Consider the following 16,299-nt stretch of genomic DNA (forward strand, 5'->3'; position numbering starts at 1 on the left):
AGTAGGATCGAGGCATGATGAAATTCGGGTTCGTCGCCGATGGCGTCTTCAAACTGCTCGTCGCGGTCGCACTCTGCGCGTTTCTTCCTGCTGTCGAGTCATTCTTTCTCGCTCCCAGATGGTTGGCGATCACGGCGATCGTGCTGCTCTTCCTCAGCGCTGCCACGGAGATCTCCTATGGTGCCCGCAAGGGTGAGACGAGCTATGTGAAGTATCTGGCGATATTCGATTCGCTGTGGGTGGTGGCGACGATCATCGCCGTGATCCTCGCCCTCGTCGGCAACCCGGCGGCGGGCTTCGTCTGGCTCGGCTACACGGGACTCGGCTCATTGGCCATTGCCATCGTGTTCACCACAGGAGCAAACGGCCCCGAATTCGCTGAGGACGAGTCCTCCGACGGGGCCGCAACTCCGAGCGACTGACTTTCAGCGGTTGAACGCGATGGCGGCGTGGTAGCCGTCGGGCAGACCCGATTCCAGGTCGAAGATCTCGACATCGGGGTGCGGAGAGTTCGGAGTGGCTGCAGCACCGATGTAATCCATGCCAGGGTCGCGGGCCAACCCTGTGCTCAAGGCCTTGAGGAAAGCCTCTTTGCGGGCCCACACGCGGACGAAGTCGGTGGCCAGATCGGCGTGTGCCACCTGTTCGAGTTCGGCTTGCTCCTTCGGGTGCAGCAACGCCATCGCCTCGGCCGCCACTGCGTGTTCGGGCACAGCCTCAAGGTCGACCCCGATGGGATCGTCGGCAACGGCAACCAGGACCAGCCGCCTGGCTCTGGTGACAGAGAATTCGCATTCCTCGACCCGCGGCTTGCCGGCAGAGTCGAGACGGATCTCGATGTCGGCGGGATCGCGGTCCAGGTGCGTGCCGAGGACATGGCGGAGGATGACCCGACCGGCTGCCCAGGTGGCCGCGGCATCGGGTTCGAACTCCGTCGCATAGTTCATCTCCTGCTTCGTCAGCGAGGAGAGGTCGATGCGTGCCCATTCGGCCTCGGCGTCAGTGTCGGCGAGGACGATGGTCGAATCGAGTTGGGTGGGCAGAAGCGTGAAACCGGGGTGGGACTCCATGTATCAGCGGCCCAGAGCCTTCGAAATCTTCTTCAGCTTGCGGTTGAGGACGAAGATGCGCACGGATCCGATGATGCCGGCGATGAAGATTCCGCCGATCGCGGCGAAGAGCATGGCAACGCCCAGCGGCAGCTGGAACTGCCAACCGAAGTACTGGAAGTCGGCGGGGACGTTGTTCTGCAGGATGAAGATGAGGAGGAGTACGACGATGGCGGCGCCGAGGATGAGGGATGCCCACATTCCGGCCGACATGCCGGAGCCTCCCTTGAGCTGTGACAGGTCCGCATCTTTGCCTGCAGGAGTCGGCTCCTGGCGCTGCTCAGCCTCGGTCTGTTGCGCGGGTTCGATGCGCTGTGTCGGATCCACCTGCTGAGTCGGTGCGACCTCGCGACTGTTGCCGGTCGCCGGATCTTCGTCACCGAGCACGGACTGCGTCTCGGCCAGCAGCTCGTCGGGCGTCTGTGATTCGCCACGTGGGTCTTGAGTACTCATGCGCCCATCATAGTCGCTGATGGGCGCATGAGTGTGGTGTTGCGGCCTCTGACCTGAAGAAGTGAGATCAGAGACGAGCGTTGGTCAGATCAGTTCTGAGATCAGACCTTTGCGCTCAGGGTGGAGATGATCTCGTTGAGCGTGGCCGAAGGGCGCATGGCCGAGTCGAGCTTGGCCTCCTCCGGGTAGTAGTAGCCGCCCAGGTCGACCGGGCTGCCCTGGACCTCGAGGAGTTCAGCTGAGATCTTCTCAGCGTTGGTCTCCAGAGCTTCGGCAACCGGCTTGATGGCCTCGGACAGCGGTTCGTCTGTCGTCTGCTCGGCGAGGTTCTGCGCCCAGTAGAGGGTCAGGAAGAAGTGGCTGCCGCGGTTGTCGATCTCGCCGACCTTGCGCGAAGGCGACTTGTTCTCTTCGAGGAACTTGCCGGTCGCTGCATCGAGCGTATCGGCGAGCACACCGGCACGGGCGTTGCCGTGGACGTTGAACTCATGACGGAACGATTCAGCCAAGGCGAGGAACTCACCGAGTGAGTCCCAGCGCAGGTGGTTCTCTTCCACCAGCTGCTGAACGTGCTTCGGTGCCGAACCACCGGCACCGGTTTCGAACAGACCGCCACCGGCGATGAGCGGAACCACGGAGAGCATCTTCGCTGAGGTGCCCAGTTCCAGGATCGGGAACAGGTCGGTGTTGTAGTCGCGCAGCACGTTGCCGGTCACCGAGATGGTGTCCTTGCCCTGACGAATGCGATCGATTGAGAACTGAGTCGCCTCAACCGGGTTCATGATGCGGATATCGAGACCCTCGGTGTCGTGATCGCCGAGGTATGCCTCGACCTTGGCCCGCAGGTTGCGGTCGTGGGCGCGGGTCTCATCGAGCCAGAACACGGCCGGGGTCTCTGAGAGACGGGCGCGGGTGACGGCCAGCTTGACCCAGTCACGGACCGGGATGTCCTTGGTCTGGCAGGCGCGCCAGATGTCACCGGCGGCGACCTTGTGGGACAGGATGACCTCACCGGCGGAGTTGACGACCTCGACGACGCCGTCCTGGGCGATCTCGAAGGTCTTGTCGTGGCTGCCGTATTCCTCGGCCTTCTGTGCCATGAGTCCGACGTTGGGGACGGTGCCCATCGTGGTCGGGTCGAAGGCACCGTTGGCGCGGCAGTCCTCGATCACGGTCTGGTAGACACCGGCGTAGGAGGAGTCGGGGATGACTGCCAGGGCGTCCTGGGTTGCGTCGTCCTTGTTCCACATCTTGCCGCCGACGCGGATCATCGCGGGCATCGAGGCATCGACGATCACGTCGGAGGGCACGTGCAGGTTCGTGATTCCCTTGTCGGAGTTGACCATGGCCAAGGAGGGGCCCTCGGCGATGCCCTTCTCGATTCCGTCCTTGACGCCCTTGGCCACATCGGCCGGGAGGGTGTCGAGTCCGCCGAGGATGGCGGCCAGTCCGTTGTCGGAGGTCAGGCCCGCCTCGGCGAGGGCAGCACCGTATTCGGCGTAGACCTCGGGGAAGAATGCTTCGATGACGTGGCCGAAGAGAATCGGGTCGGAGACCTTCATCATGGTCGCCTTGAGGTGGACGGAGAAGAGGATTCCCTCCTCCTTGGCGCGTACGATCTGCGCCTTGAGGAACTTGTGGAGTTCGGCGACATCCATCTTGGTGGCGTCGATGACCTCATCGGCGAGGACGGGCAGCGATTCCTTGAGGACAACGGTCTCGCCCGAGGCGGGACGCAGACGGATCTGCAGGGTGTCATCGGCTGGGATGACGACTGACTTCTCGTTGTCGCGGAAGTCACCGGCAGCCATGGTGGCCACATTGGTCTTCGAATCAGCGGACCAGTCACCCATCGAGTGCGGGTGGGCCTTCGCGAAGTTCTTCACGGCCTGCGGGGCACGACGATCGGAGTTGCCCTCACGCAGGACGGGGTTGACGGCTGAGCCCTTGACCTTGTCATAGCGAGCCTTGGCGTCGCGTTCCTCATCGGTCGATGGCTCGTCCGGGTAGTCGGGCAGTTCGTAGCCCTGTGACTGCAGCTCGGCGATGGTGGCCTTGAGCTGGGGGACGGATGCCGAGATGTTGGGCAGCTTGATGATATTGGCTTCTGGCTTCTTGGCCAGCTCGCCCAGTTCCGCCAGAGAGTCAGCGACCTGCTGGTCTGCAGGAAGGCGGTCGGTGAACTGCGTCAGCACACGCGCGGCCAGAGAGATGTCGCGGGTCTCGACCTCGACGCCCGCCGAGGTGGCGAAGGCTTCGATGATCGGCTTGAGCGAGTACGTCGCCAGAAGAGGCGCTTCATCGGTGCGCGTATAAATGATTTTGGCCATGGTGATGGACTACTCCACATCGTCTCGGGGTTTGACCTCACCATCCTACCGTTGACCCGGATGCGCTCAGCTTCCCGGTAGGGTTCTGTTTCGTCACACACAACAGGACACCCATCACGAACAACAGCGAAATCATCACGAACGACTCAGAGAGGACGAAGGTGGCAAAGCTCTACTTCCGTTACGGGGCGATGAATTCCGGAAAGTCGACCGCCCTGCTGCAGGCCGCCTTCAACTACGAGGAACGCGGCCAGCGAGTGCTGCTGGCCAAACCCCATATCGACACCAAAGGCGCCGGAGAGATCGTCTCCCGCCTCGGCGTCACCCGCGAAGTCGACTTCCTCATCCCTGCCGGCTCCGACGTTGAGACCATCTACCGTGAGCACGCGGACTACGTCGATCATGATGCTCTGCTTGAATCCATCGACACCCCAAAAGCGAGCGTGGCCTGCCTGCTCATCGACGAAGCCCAGTTCCTTGAACCGCTCCAGGTCGATTCGCTCATGCGCATCGCCACCAACGCCTCGGTGCCGGTGATGTGCTACGGCATCCGCACCGACTTCCGCACCAAAGCATTCCCCGGTTCTGCCCGATTGCTTGAGATTGCTCACACTCTGGAAGAGCTTAAGACCATCTGCAGGTGCGGCCGCAAAGCGATGTTCAACGGCAGGCTTGTCGACGGCCAGTTCATCTTCGACGGTGATCAGGTGGCCATCGACGGCAATGCCGTGACCTATGAATCACTGTGCCCACGCTGTTATCTCCAGTACTCGGGCGGTAGGCTGAGTGCGGTGGTCTCCTGACCTTCCGACGGCACTCCTGACCTCGAACATCTCGTCTGATCTCGAACCTCGCTAGGAGCACTCTTGCGCATTGCAGTCCACCCTCTCAACGACAATCCGGGTTCACCGGCCATCGTCTTCGGAAACGCCCTCGGTACGCGAGTCTCCCTGTGGGCGGCGGTCGCGGCTCGACTGGCCGACGACTATCAGATCTACCTCTCCGACCTGCCCGGCCACACGCATCCTCGGACCGATGACGGTGCGGACTTCACGGTCTCCGATCTCGCAGCCGGACTCGTCACCAGCCTGGCTGAACTGGGTGTGGAGAAATTCACCTACTGCGGAGTATCGATTTCCGGCGGGATCGGCCTGACCCTGGCGCTTGACCACCCCGACTCACTGAACGGCCTCGTCGCCTGCTCGACCGCAGCGAAGTTCGGCACCGCCGAAACCTGGGCCGAACGCATCAAGGACGTCGAGGAGGACGGCACACGCGGTCAGCTCGACGACACCGCCGACCGGTGGTTCGCTGCGGGCTTCCTCACCGAGGACATCTCATCGGGACCTGCGATCCTCACCGACCTCGCCATGGTCGACGATGCCGCCTACCTCGCCTGCGCGCGGGCGCTGACCCAGTACGACCTGACCGGCCGGCTCGAGGCGATCACCACACCGACCCTGTTCATCGCCGGAGCACAGGATCCCGGCTCCACCCCGGAAGCGATGACCGACCTCTCTGCGCAGGTGCCCGACTCCACGATCGTCGTCATCCCCGACGCCGCCCACCTGCCCATGGCCGAACACCCGGACATCGTCTTCGACCACATCGAGGCGTTCTTGAGTAGGGTGTAGATGTAGTCCACAGCATCCGACCTTGCTCAATGAGGAGCGCAGATGACTCAGGAACAGCACTCACGAAGCGACACCTCGACCGACCTCCGCGAACTGTCACCGGGTGAGAGAGCCCCTGGGCTGTCCAGACAGACGGTGCGCATCCGCTGGACCGGCTTCCTCCTCGGGCTCATCCTGTCCACCCTCGTCTACGCGATCATGCCGGACGGGGTCGAACACGGCGCCAAGCTGACGGCCGCCGTTGCCGTACTTATGGCGGTGTGGTGGATGACCGAGGCGCTGCCGATCGCTGCCACCTCCCTGCTGCCGCTTGTAGCTTTCCCCGTATTCGGCACCGAAGTCGAGATGGATACTGTCGGTGCGTCCTACGGCAACCCGATCATCTTCCTGTTCCTCGGCGGTTTCCTCATCGCTTTGGCCATGCAGCGCTGGAACCTGCACCGGCGAATCGCCCTCATCACCCTGTCCATCATGGGCAACAAGCCGGGACCGATGATTGCAGGCTTTATGATCGCCACCGGATTCGTCTCCATGTGGGTCTCGAACACCGCCACAGCGGTGATGATGCTGCCCATCGGCATCTCGGTGCTCATGATCGTGAGCAAGGTCGTCGGCGGCGCCATCACCGATGCGGCAGATACCGCGGACTCAGATACCGCGGGCCCGGCCGCGAAGGTGCCAGAGACCGGGGAGGAAGATTCCGGCCTCGGGGCGGTGGTGAAGTCCAACTTCGGCACCGCACTCATGCTCGGCATCGCCTATTCCGCCTCCATCGGGTCTCTGGGCACCATCATCGGCACACCGCCGAATCTCTTCCTCGTCGGCTACCTCAAAGAGAATCACGACATCTCCATCGGCTTCGGCCAGTGGATGCTCGTCGGTGTGCCGCTGGCGATCGTGATGATGGTCATCGCCTGGTTCCTCCTCGTCAAAGTGCTGTACAAGCCTGAAATCGATGAGATCCCAGGGGGTCGCGAGCTCATCCGCGACGAATTGGAGAAGCTCGGCCCGATGTCGACCGGCGAGAAGCTGGTTCTCAGCATGTTCATCCTCGCCGCCGCCAGCTGGATCTCACTGCCCTTGATCTTCGAAGAACCGCCGATCAGCGATGAGGGCATCGCCATGGTCATCGGCCTCCTTCTCTTCCTCATTCCCGGCGGAGCCAACCGCGGAGTTCGCCTCCTCGACTGGGACACCGCGGAGAAGCTGCCCTGGGGTGTGTTACTTCTCTTCGGCGGAGGCCTGGCCTTGTCCGCACAGTTCTCCTCCTCAGGACTGACCGAATGGATCGGCAAATCCACGAGCGGCCTGGGAATACTGCCGACGGTCTTCATCGTCGCGGTCTTCGCCACGATCATCCTGTTCCTCACGGAGCTGACCTCGAACACCGCGACCGCAGCCACCTTCGTCCCCGTTGTCGGTGGCGTGGCGATGGGGCTCGACCTCGACCCGCTTCTTCTGACCATCCCGGTGGCTCTGGCTGCGACCTGCGCCTTCATGCTTCCGGTGGCAACACCACCCAACGCCGTTGCCTACGGTTCGGGATACGTGACGGTGGCGCAGATGGTCAAGGGCGGACTGTGGCTCAACGTCATCGGAATCGTCCTTATCACGGCCACCGTGTATCTGCTGGCCGTACCAGTATTCAACATCATGCTCTGATCGACGATGAACCTTGGCAGACTGGTGATATGACTCATCTCTTCTCACCCATGACATTGCGCGGCACCGAGATCGCCAATCGCATCTGGCTCGCCCCGATGTGCCAGTACTCCTGCGAGTCCGAAGACGGGATGCCCAGCACCTGGCATCTCGTTCATCTGGGGGCGCGTGCCCAGGGCGGGTTCGGACTCATCCTCACCGAAGCCTCCGCTGTCCTGCCCGAGGGTCGGATCTCGCCCCAGGACGCTGGCATCTGGAATGACGATCAGGCAGAGGCCTGGTCCTCCATTACCGACTTCGTCCATTCACAGGGCAGCCGGATCGGTGTGCAGCTGGCACACGCAGGCCGCAAGGCGAGCACCTACCGTCCCTTCGAGGGCAACCCTCGGGGCAGCGTCCCCGAATCCGAGGGCGGTTGGCCCACCCTCGGCGCCAGTGCGATCGCCTACCCCGGATATGAGGCCCCGGAAGAGATGACGAAGGACGATATCGCCGAGGTGGTCGAGGCCTTCGCTGCGGCCGCCGTCCGAGCCATCGATGTCGGGTTCGACCTCGTCGAACTCCATGCCGCCCACGGTTACCTGCTCCACTCGTTCCTGTCTCCGCTGTCGAATGAACGCACCGATGAGTACGGCGGAGACCTTGCCGGACGTTCGCGAATTCTGATCGAGACCTACCAGGCCGTGCGCGCCGCAGTGGGGGAGGACGTGCCCGTATTCGTCCGCCTCTCTGCCAGTGAGTGGCGCGAAGGCGGTTTCGACATCGCCGAGGCGGTTGAGGTCTCACATAACCTCAAGGGCCACGGTGTCGACCTCATCGACGTCTCCTCCGGAGGCAACTTCCCCGTCAAGATTCCCGTCGGCCCCGGCTACCAGGTGCCGCTGTCTGCAGCGATCCGGGCAGAAGGCGTGAGCACCGGAACTGTCGGCCTCATCACCGACCCAGAACAGGCGGAGACGATCCTGGCCTCTGCACAGGCGGACGCGATCTTCCTGGCCAGGGCGGCGCTGCGTGAACCAGCGTGGCCGCAGAGAGCAGCCCACGATCTCGGAGTCGAACCGGGACCGTACCCACCGCAGTACACACGAGGAGCATGGTGAACTGACAATGACGAAGACCATTGAGACCGAACACGTCGTCATCCGCAGCATCGCGGTGTCCGACATGGCCAACAACGTCTACCTCATCACGGCCAAGGAGTCGGGGGCACAGGTGCTCATCGATGCCGCCGACGATGCTGACGCGATCACAGCACTGATCGCCTCCGGTGGCGAAGACACCTCCGCGGAACCGATCCTGGAGGCGATCATCACGACACACCAGCATTGGGATCATATTCGGGCACTGCCGGCCACCTCGGCGGCGTTCCCTGATGCGATGACGATCGCCGGCAGCGCCGATGCTGAGGCGATCACCTCGGCCGAAGGGGTCGAGATCGCTCGCTCCGTCGACCACCTCGACGTCGGCGACTTCGGAGGGTTCGTCCTGCAGGCGATCGGCCTGCGCGGGCACACGCCCGGCTCGATCGCTCTGCTGCTGCGCGATGGGGGAGAGACCATCCTGTTCTCCGGTGATTCTCTGTTCCCCGGGGGACCGGGAAAGACTTGGAGCCCGCAGGACTTCACCTCACTCATGGGCGACCTGGAAGAGCGCGTCTTCGACCAGCTGCCCGACGAGACCCGAGTGCTGCCCGGACACGGTGATGCCACCACATTGGGCGAGGAGCGCCCGAAGCTGAGCGAATGGCGTGAACGCGGCTGGTGAAGTTGTTCGTGCGACGGCCGATCGGCTGGCCGTCTGGTCAGCCGAGCGTCTGATCAGCTGGGCAGGGCCGCGAAGCCGAAGCCTGCCCAGATGATGGCGACCACGAGCGCGGCGATGATGCCGAGGTTCCACGAGGTGGAGATCGTGCGTTCCCCGTGAGGGTTCGACAGTTCCTCATCGCTGAGCTTGGAATGACGGTCGAGCACGGTGTCGACGGCAGGATTCGGATTGTCCATCAGCCTGCGGATGCCGTGTTCGTCCTTCTCCATCTTCTTCCCTCTGCCGGCGAGGGGCCAGGAGGAGAAGACCTTCTCATGGGTGCGCACTCCGAGTCCGAAGTGGATGTCGAATCCGTCGACGAGGTTCCAGGGGATGTGCACAGACTGCATGGGATTGATCAGTGCGATCTCCTTGTGCCGCAGCTCGACGCGCGGAAACCGGTAGAGGGCGTAGACGACGGCGATGATGGCGACCGGTATGCCAGCCACGGCCAGGCCCCGTGCCGTGAAGTCTCCGACGATGATCGAGCCCAGGCCGACCACGCAGAGCCCAGCGATGACGAAGAAGAGCACCGTGGAGCTTGTCGTCCTCACGATCGTCGGCTGTTCGTTCCCTGAATTGCGATCTATCTCACTGTTAACCACCTGAACATCCTATCCACTGAGACTCCTTGTTGTGTGCATGTTTCCTTGGTCTCGAAACGGTAACGATTATGAAATTTGCTCAGTATGTGGACTGTGTCACAGTGTCGCGTGAATTAACTTTGAGGCATTCCATGTGAAAAACATGAACGCGCTCACACTCCCGACCAGGGAATGCTCGGGCGCAACACGCCCTGATCTGTGGGCGTGGCTACAAGGGCGAAACAGCCTCATGACAACAAGGAGAGAACGTGAACAAGCGCTTCCTCGCGGCCGGAGCCTCAGTTGCCGCAGCAGCAATGGTGCTCACTGCGTGCACACCCCCCGGTGGCGGAGACGATGAGAAGTCGTCAGAGAAATCAAGCGTCAATATCGGATGGAACGAATCCTTCCGTTCGATGAACACATTGACGGCTAACGGCAACGCCACATCGAACGCCATTCTCACCTACATGATGAATGACAACTTCGGGTACTACGACGGCGAGCTCGAGGTCCAGGACGGATCTCTGGGCAAGGTCGAGCAGGTCTCCGAAGACCCTCTGAAGGTCAAGTACACCTTCAATGACGACGCCAAATGGTCCGATGGAACCCCGGTCGACGCAGCCGACTTGGCTCTGACCTGGGCCGGCACCTCGGCGAACTTCAACACCGTCGAGCAGAACAACGCTGATGACGGATCGGTCAAGGAGAACGACGCGAAGACCGTCTACTTCGACTCATCCACCGCAGGTTCCGCACTCGTCAAGGACTTCCCGGAGATCTCCGAAGACGGCAAGGAGATCACCCTCACCTACTCCAAGCCCTATGCTGACTGGCAGACCGAGTTCGGCGTCGGTGCCGATGGTGTCGGTGTTCCCGCGCATATCGTGGCGAAGAAGGCGCTCGGCGTCGACGACGCGGCGAAGGGCAAGCAGGCCATCCTCGACGCGATCAAGGACAAGGACACCAAGAAGCTGTCCAAGATCTCAAACATGTGGAACACAGGCTTCGACTTCACCTCGATGCCCAAGGACAAAGACCTCCTCGTCCACAACGGTCCGTACAAGATGACCAAATTCGAAGAGGGTCAGTACGTCACTCTCGAGCTCGACGACAAGTACACAGGTCCGGTCAAGCCGAAGGTCGACACCGTCACGGTTCGCTACAACGGCGATCCGATGGCCATGATCCAGGCAATCGAAAACGGCGAGGTCGACATGACCCAGCCACAGGCCACGGCCGACGTCCTCTCTGCAGCTGAAGACCTCGACGGCGTCACCGTCGACGCGGCAGACGGCGCAACCTACGAGCACGTGGACTTCACCTTCGACAACAAGGGTCCCTTCGACCCCGAGGCCAACGGCGGCGACAAGGAGAAGGCGAAGAAGGTTCGACAGGCCTTCCTCAAGACCGTTCCTCGTAAGGACATCGTCGAGAAGATCATCAAGCCGCTCAACGACAAGGCCGTCACCCGCGACTCCTACTCGCAGGTTCCCGGTTCGCCGATGTACGACGCGATCACCAAGGAAAACGGCGTTGCCGACGCCACCGATGTCGATATCGACGCAGCGAAGAAGCTCCTCAAGGAAGCTGGCGCAGACGCGCCCAAGGTTCGCGTGATGTACGACAACACGAACTCGCGCCGTCAGCAGGAGTTCCAGCTGATCAAGGAATCGGCTGAGAAGGCCGGCTTCAAGATCGAAGACGTCGGAGACGTCAACTGGGGCACCCGCCTCGGCGATGGCACCTACGATGTCTCGCTGTTCGGTTGGCAGTCCGAGGGCACCGGTGTGACTGAGAACGATGCGAACTTCCGCACCGGCGCTCAGAACAACTACGGCGGCTACTCGAGCAAGAAGATGGACAAGATCCTCGACAAGCTCCTCGTGTCCAAGGAAGAGGATCAGGAGAAGCTGCTCGTCGACATGGAGAAGCAGCTGAGCGAGGACGCATTCGGTGCACCGATCTTCCAGTTCCCTGAGCTGACGATCTACCGCGACAAGGTCAAGAACGTGAAGTCCACGGCCGTGTCACCAACCATGTTCTGGAACTACTGGGAGTGGGAGACCAACTGATCCGCGACTGACGCGGTCGGTTCTCCTTCACCCCCAGCTGCTGTGGGGATCACTCTGTGATCCCCACAGCGGCGTTTTCGGAAGATTGAAACGGACACCACCCAATGACAAGATTCATCCTCAGACGACTACTCTCGACGGCACTCGTGCTCCTGGTCGTGACGTTTATCCTCTACCTCTTGCTCAATGTCGCCCTCGACTTCTTCTGGGATCTGCGTTCGAGCACCTCACCCAACATCGAGGCACTCTACGAGTCCCGTCGCAGACTCCTCGACCTCGACACCCCTGCAATCGTGCGCTACTTCAAGTGGCTGGCCGGTGTGGGCGGCTGCGTGGTCGGACAATGCGACTTCGGCATCGCCTGGAAGTCGGGCCAAGAGGTCACCTCGCAGCTCCAGGGAGCGATCGTCAACACGGTCAAGCTCATCACCGCTTCGACGATCGTGGCCATCGTGCTCGGCATCGCAGTGGGAATGGTCTCAGCGATTCGCCAGTACTCGGGCTTCGACTACTTCATCACCTTCGTCTCGTTCCTCCTCTACTCGCTGCCTGTGTTCTGGGTCGCGGTTCTGCTCAAACAGTACGGCGCGATCGAGATCAACAACTTCATCAACGACCCGACGCTGAGCAGCTGGGTGCCGATCATCCTCGTCTGCATTGCGATGGGACTGTTCTGGATGGGTGCTCTGGGCGGCAGCCGTAAACGCAGACTCATCACCTTCCTCGCTGCCACGGTGATCACCTTCGCCACGATCTACTACATTCTGGCCAGCGGTTGGCTGCAGCACCCGAGCATCGGCATCGTGGGAATCGTCGTCATCGGCCTCGGCGCTGCCGTTGTCATGACCTTCCTGTCGACGGGCCTGAAGAACAAGCGAGTCCTGTACGCCTCGGTCGCGATGGCCGTCATCGGAGCGCTGCTCTATATGCCGCTGCAGTATCTCTTCTACTACCAGGAGATGAACTGGCTGTGGATGTTCGGACTTCTCATCGTGACTATCGGTGTGGCCGTCGGTGTCGGTTTGGCCTTCCGAGGTCCCGATCCCTGGGACACGGTGCGCACCACCTTCTTCACGGGCATCATCATCGCCGTGCTCATCTTTGCCGACCGTGTGTTGCAGGGATGGGGAGACTACTCCGACCAGCCTGCGATCAACAACCGTCCGATCGCGACGATCGGCGCATCGACGCCGAACCTCGAAGGCGACTTCTGGATAGCCAACCTTGACACGTTCACTCACCTCCTCCTGCCGTCGATCGCCCTGATCCTCATCTCGTTCGCTTCATACACCCGCTACACCCGCGGGTCGATGCTCGAGGTCATGGGGCAGGACTACATCCGCACGGCACGGGCGAAGGGCCTCAACGAGCGTACTGTCGTCATGCGCCACGCACTGCGCAACGCTCTGCTGCCGTTGGCATCGATCATTCCCGTCGACATCATCACCATGATCGGCGGTGCCGTCATCACGGAGACGATCTTCGGCTGGAACGGTATGGGCAAGCTCTTCATCGATTCGATGAGACAGTCCGAACTCGATCCGATCATGGCCTACATCCTCATCACCGGCCTGCTCGCCATCATCGCCAACCTCGTCGCGGACTTCCTCTACGCAGTTCTCGACCCCAGAATCCGAGTGAACGCATGAGTACCAACAACGATAATCAGAATGCTCTCGCCCCCGACGAGGTCGGGGACAATGCGATCGAAGCCAAGGAAACTGAAGGTCTGTCCCAGGGCAAGATCGTCTTCCGAAAGTTCCTCCGCCACAAGGGTGCGATGATCAGCATCGGCGTCTTTGCCTTCGTCGCCCTCTTCGCCTTCTCATCGGTGGGCTTCGGCCCGATCCCGGGGTGGTGGATCTTCAACCACACCGCCTCGGGCCCAATCGTCAACGCCGGAGGCGCGCCGACTTGGTCGTTCTCGAACTTCTTCTCGCTGGGGGAGCACCCCTTCGGGCAGGATGAGATCGGCCGTGACAACTTCGCCCGTGTGATGAAGGGGACGCAGATCTCCATTATCGTCATGATCATCATCGGCCTGGTCTGCCTTGTCATCGGCACAATTGTGGGTGCAGTCGCCGGATACTACCGCGGCTGGATCGATTCCCTGCTGATGCGCATCACGGACGGCTTCATCATCCTGCCCGTCATCGTCATCGGTTCCATCCTCGGCAAAATGGTCGGAGGCGCGAACGGGCCGCTGCTCGGCCTGGCCTTGGGAGCGATTCTGTGGACCGGCCTGGCACGACTCGTCCGCGGTGACTTCATGTCCCTGCGTGAACGCGAATTCGTCGACTCAGCTCGCGTGGCCGGAGCCAGCGACTTCCGCATCATGTTCAAGCACATGCTGCCCAACGCCATGGGCGTCATCATCGTCAATACGACTCTGGTGATGAGCCAGGCGATCGTGCTCGAAGCCGCACTCAGCTACCTCGGCTTCGGCATCCAGTCGCCCGGCATCTCCCTGGGCCAGCTCATCAGCGAATACCAGACCTCATTCGCGACCCGTCCGTGGCTGTTTTGGTGGCCAGGCCTGTTCATCATCGTCATTGCTCTGTGTGTGAACTTCATCGGCGACGGTCTGCGCGATGCGTTTGATCCCCGGATGAAGACCATTCCGAGCTGGAGGAAGATGAAGAAGGCCGAGCGCATGACCCAGAAGAATGCGGCGAACACGACGCAGAAAGAGGAGGCGAAGTGATGACTGAACAGACAAGCACAGCCAAATCACCGGTCCTCGACGTCAAAGACCTGGGGGTGAACTTTTGGGTCAACGACGAATGGTGGATGGCCGCCGAAGATCTCAACTACACAGTCAACGCCGGTGAAGTGCTGGCGATCGTAGGAGAATCAGGCTCCGGCAAATCACAGTCGAGCATGTCACTGCTCGGTCTGCTGCCCAGCAACGGCCGGGCCACTGGCTCGGCGAAGATGGGCGGAACCGAACTCATCGGCATGCCGCCGGAGAAGATGCAGCAGATCCGTGGAAACGAGATCTCGGTCATCTTCCAGGAGCCGATGACCGCACTCAACCCGGTCTATACTGCTGGCTTCCAGATCGTGGAGACGCTGCGCGTCCACCTCGACGTCGGTCCCACCGAAGCCAAAGAACGCGCTCTCGAGCTCATGCGTCTTGTCGAGATCCCGGACCCGGAGGAACGGTTCCATTCGTTCCCCCACCAGCTTTCGGGTGGGCAGCGTCAGCGCATCATGATCGCTCAGGCCCTGGCCTGCCAACCCAAGCTGCTCATCGCCGATGAGCCGACGACGGCACTGGACGTCACCGTCCAGGCCGAGATCCTCAAGCTCATGCGTGAGCTGAAGTCGAAGCTCGATGCCGGCATCATCCTCATCACCCACGACATGGGTGTGGTCGCCGATATGGCTGATCGCATGATTGTGATGAAGGCCGGGCGCGTCGTCGAATCGGGCAATGCGGAAGAGATCTTCTACAACCCGCAGCACCCGTACACGAAGCAGCTCCTCGAAGCCGTGCCGCACCTGGGCACAGGCATTGAGGGAGAGGCCTTCGGTGCCGACCTCGCCGGTGTCGAGGACTCGGCTGTCGTCCACGAATCGGAAGCCTCCCACGGCACCGCCGATGACGTCACGACGGGCGGCAACGACGGTGGAGCACACCCGCCGAAGTCGGCTCTCAGTCCGATGGTGAACGAAGGGGGAGCAGACCGGGTCTCGGGCCTGGCCGAAGCCGCGGAGGCAGCTGGGGAGTCCAAGCATGCCAACGACATCGAGATGGACTCCACGGAGACCTACTACCATCCCGGTTCTCAGGCTGACTTCTCGAAGCCTTCTGCTCTGCAGCTGCGTGATGCTGCTATCGAATATCCGGCGATCGGGCGGAAGAAGGCGTTCCGCGCCGCACACCACATCAATCTGATGATCGCTCCCGGAGAGGTCGTGGGGTTGGTCGGTGAGTCCGGTTCGGGAAAGACGACGATCGGTCGCGCCGCTTTGGGACTCCTGCCCACTGTCGAGGGCGATATGGTCGTCAACGGCAAGAGCATCAAGGGTTTGAGCAACAAGGCGATGCGACCGCTGCGCAAGGAAGTCGGGATCGTGTTCCAGGACCCCGGTTCCTCGCTCAACCCGCGGCTGCCGGTCGGTGAGTCCATCGGCGAGCCTCTCTATCTCCATGAGGGGATGAAGGGGCCAGCGCTGAGCAAGCGTGTCGAGGAGCTGCTCACCGCGGTCGAGTTGCCCACGTCGATGCGCAACCGCTATCCGCACGAGCTCTCGGGCGGTCAGCGGCAGCGTATCGGCATCGCCCGGGCGCTGACTCTGCGGCCGAAGCTGCTCATCGCCGATGAGCCGACATCGGCCCTCGACGTTTCGGTGCAGGCCAAGGTCCTCGACCTCTTCGAGGGTCTGCAGCAGGAATACGGATTCGCGTGTCTGTTCATCAGCCACGACCTGGCAGTCATTGAACGCATCGCCTCCCGCATCGCCGTGATGCGTCACGGGTACCTGGTCGAGATCGGTAAGAGTTCGCAGGTCGTGGCCAACCCGGTCCATCCCTACACCCAGCGGCTGCTGTCCGCCGTTCCGGTTCCTGACCCGCGCGAACAGCGTAAGCGACGCGAGGCCAGGGACGCTGTCCTGGAGGCCACAGCCAACGCCTGATCGTC

At 61.8% G+C, this 16,299-nt stretch carries 14 protein-coding genes; 10 read left to right on the top strand and 4 right to left on the bottom strand.

Translation table 11 applies throughout. The annotated features are described in order from the left end of the window. Positions 1–14: 14 nt before the first annotated feature. A complete protein-coding gene (locus LQ788_RS09045) occupies positions 15–422 on the top strand; it encodes a hypothetical protein (protein ID WP_231446945.1) in 408 nt (135 codons plus the stop codon). A 3-nt stretch (positions 423–425) separates the two neighbouring features. Here LQ788_RS09045 and LQ788_RS09050 read toward each other — a convergent pair whose 3' ends face one another. The 3 genes from LQ788_RS09050 to LQ788_RS09060 all read right to left on the bottom strand — a co-directional run bounded on the left by LQ788_RS09050 (position 426) and on the right by LQ788_RS09060 (position 3,892). Further along, positions 426–1,070, bottom strand: coding sequence for a 4'-phosphopantetheinyl transferase family protein (locus LQ788_RS09050; RefSeq protein WP_231446947.1), 645 nt, complete (start codon positions 1,068–1,070; stop codon positions 426–428). Between the two features lie 3 nt (positions 1,071–1,073). Continuing rightward, positions 1,074–1,562: a LapA family protein gene (locus LQ788_RS09055; protein WP_231446948.1), complete on the bottom strand. Its 489-nt coding sequence runs from the start codon at positions 1,560–1,562 to the stop codon at positions 1,074–1,076. A 101-nt stretch (positions 1,563–1,663) separates the two neighbouring features. After that, complete coding sequence (locus LQ788_RS09060; protein WP_231446950.1) at positions 1,664–3,892, bottom strand: NADP-dependent isocitrate dehydrogenase; 2,229 nt, start codon at positions 3,890–3,892, stop codon at positions 1,664–1,666. A gap of 161 nt (positions 3,893–4,053) precedes the next feature. Here LQ788_RS09060 and LQ788_RS09065 point away from each other — a divergent pair, with 161 nt between their 5' ends. From LQ788_RS09065 to LQ788_RS09085, 5 genes are all read left to right on the top strand, one after another. Beyond that, positions 4,054–4,695, top strand: a complete 642-nt coding sequence (locus tag LQ788_RS09065; RefSeq protein ID WP_231446952.1) for a thymidine kinase — start codon at positions 4,054–4,056, stop codon at positions 4,693–4,695. A 63-nt stretch (positions 4,696–4,758) separates the two neighbouring features. Next, the gene (locus LQ788_RS09070; RefSeq protein ID WP_231446954.1) at positions 4,759–5,526 is read left to right on the top strand and encodes an alpha/beta fold hydrolase; all 768 of its coding nucleotides are present in this window, start codon (positions 4,759–4,761) and stop codon (positions 5,524–5,526) included. A gap of 42 nt (positions 5,527–5,568) precedes the next feature. After that, positions 5,569–7,188, top strand: a complete 1,620-nt coding sequence (locus LQ788_RS09075) for an SLC13 family permease (protein ID WP_231446956.1) — start codon at positions 5,569–5,571, stop codon at positions 7,186–7,188. Between the two features lie 29 nt (positions 7,189–7,217). Next, positions 7,218–8,288 carry an NADH:flavin oxidoreductase/NADH oxidase gene (locus tag LQ788_RS09080; protein WP_231446958.1) on the top strand — a complete coding sequence of 357 codons (1,071 nt, stop codon included), beginning with the start codon at positions 7,218–7,220 and terminating at the stop codon, positions 8,286–8,288. 7 nt (positions 8,289–8,295) lie between these two features. Further along, positions 8,296–8,952, top strand: coding sequence for an MBL fold metallo-hydrolase (locus tag LQ788_RS09085; protein WP_231446960.1), 657 nt, complete (start codon positions 8,296–8,298; stop codon positions 8,950–8,952). A gap of 53 nt (positions 8,953–9,005) precedes the next feature. Here LQ788_RS09085 and LQ788_RS09090 read toward each other — a convergent pair whose 3' ends face one another. Then, positions 9,006–9,545 (bottom strand): hypothetical protein, encoded by a 540-nt coding sequence (locus tag LQ788_RS09090; RefSeq protein WP_231446962.1) that lies wholly within the window; start codon positions 9,543–9,545, stop codon positions 9,006–9,008. A 299-nt stretch (positions 9,546–9,844) separates the two neighbouring features. On the opposite strand from LQ788_RS09090, the gene LQ788_RS09095 reads away from it, so the two are divergent. The 4 genes from LQ788_RS09095 (at position 9,845) to LQ788_RS09110 (ending at position 16,294) form a co-directional block, all read left to right on the top strand. Further along, positions 9,845–11,650: an ABC transporter family substrate-binding protein gene (locus tag LQ788_RS09095; protein WP_231446964.1), complete on the top strand. Its 1,806-nt coding sequence runs from the start codon at positions 9,845–9,847 to the stop codon at positions 11,648–11,650. Between the two features lie 104 nt (positions 11,651–11,754). Next, positions 11,755–13,299: an ABC transporter permease gene (locus tag LQ788_RS09100; protein WP_231446966.1), complete on the top strand. Its 1,545-nt coding sequence runs from the start codon at positions 11,755–11,757 to the stop codon at positions 13,297–13,299. Continuing rightward, entirely contained in the window at positions 13,296–14,354 is a 1,059-nt protein-coding gene (locus LQ788_RS09105) for an ABC transporter permease (protein WP_231446968.1), read from the top strand. Before LQ788_RS09100 ends, LQ788_RS09105 begins: the two co-directional genes overlap by 4 nt. Further along, complete coding sequence (locus tag LQ788_RS09110) at positions 14,354–16,294, top strand: ABC transporter ATP-binding protein (RefSeq protein ID WP_231446970.1); 1,941 nt, start codon at positions 14,354–14,356, stop codon at positions 16,292–16,294. The genes LQ788_RS09105 and LQ788_RS09110 overlap by 1 nt, the downstream gene beginning before the upstream one ends. Positions 16,295–16,299 lie beyond the last annotated feature (5 nt).

It is taken from the genome of Brevibacterium zhoupengii (assembly GCF_021117425.1).
Lineage (GTDB): Bacteria > Actinomycetota > Actinomycetes > Actinomycetales > Brevibacteriaceae > Brevibacterium > Brevibacterium zhoupengii.

Coding starts and splice junctions, on each gene's coding strand:
- LQ788_RS09105 (WP_231446968.1), top strand. CDS start 13,296: ATGAGTACCAACAACGATAATCAGAATGCTCTCGCCCCCGACGAGGTC.
- LQ788_RS09085 (WP_231446960.1), top strand. CDS start 8,296: ATGACGAAGACCATTGAGACCGAACACGTCGTCATCCGCAGCATCGCG.
- LQ788_RS09060 (WP_231446950.1), bottom strand. CDS start 3,892: ATGGCCAAAATCATTTATACGCGCACCGATGAAGCGCCTCTTCTGGCG.
- LQ788_RS09050 (WP_231446947.1), bottom strand. CDS start 1,070: ATGGAGTCCCACCCCGGTTTCACGCTTCTGCCCACCCAACTCGATTCG.
- LQ788_RS09100 (WP_231446966.1), top strand. CDS start 11,755: ATGACAAGATTCATCCTCAGACGACTACTCTCGACGGCACTCGTGCTC.
- LQ788_RS09055 (WP_231446948.1), bottom strand. CDS start 1,562: ATGAGTACTCAAGACCCACGTGGCGAATCACAGACGCCCGACGAGCTG.
- LQ788_RS09045 (WP_231446945.1), top strand. CDS start 15: ATGATGAAATTCGGGTTCGTCGCCGATGGCGTCTTCAAACTGCTCGTC.
- LQ788_RS09075 (WP_231446956.1), top strand. CDS start 5,569: ATGACTCAGGAACAGCACTCACGAAGCGACACCTCGACCGACCTCCGC.
- LQ788_RS09080 (WP_231446958.1), top strand. CDS start 7,218: ATGACTCATCTCTTCTCACCCATGACATTGCGCGGCACCGAGATCGCC.
- LQ788_RS09110 (WP_231446970.1), top strand. CDS start 14,354: ATGACTGAACAGACAAGCACAGCCAAATCACCGGTCCTCGACGTCAAA.